Below are 281 nucleotides of genomic sequence, written 5' to 3'. Positions count from 1 at the left end.
GTGGAACGAGTTCTTCGCGGACCTGGTGGCCCGGGGGCTGGCCGGGGTGGCACTGGTGACCTCGGACTCCCATCGCGGCCTCGTGGAAGCCGTGGCGGCGAACCTGCCCGGGGCCGTGTGGCAACGCTGCCGCACCCATTACGCGGCGAATCTGATGGCCGTGACCCCGAAGAGCATGTGGCCGGCGGTGAAGGCCATGCTGCACAGCGTGTACGACCAGCCCGACGGGCCGGCCGTGCAGGCCCAGTTCGAGCGCCTGTTGGACTACGTGCAGGACAGGT

At 69.8% G+C, this 281-nt stretch carries 1 protein-coding gene; it reads left to right on the top strand.

The genetic code is table 11. The features are described 5' to 3' along the window. The coding region (locus ACUJ8O_RS11580) for a transposase (protein WP_445373410.1) at nucleotides 1-281 on the top strand (281 nt) is incomplete at both ends.

This window comes from Micrococcus sp. EWR3.9.1 (assembly GCF_052615555.1).
Note: the sequence above shows the minus strand (reverse complement) of the source record. Positions and strands in the feature narration are given on the sequence as shown.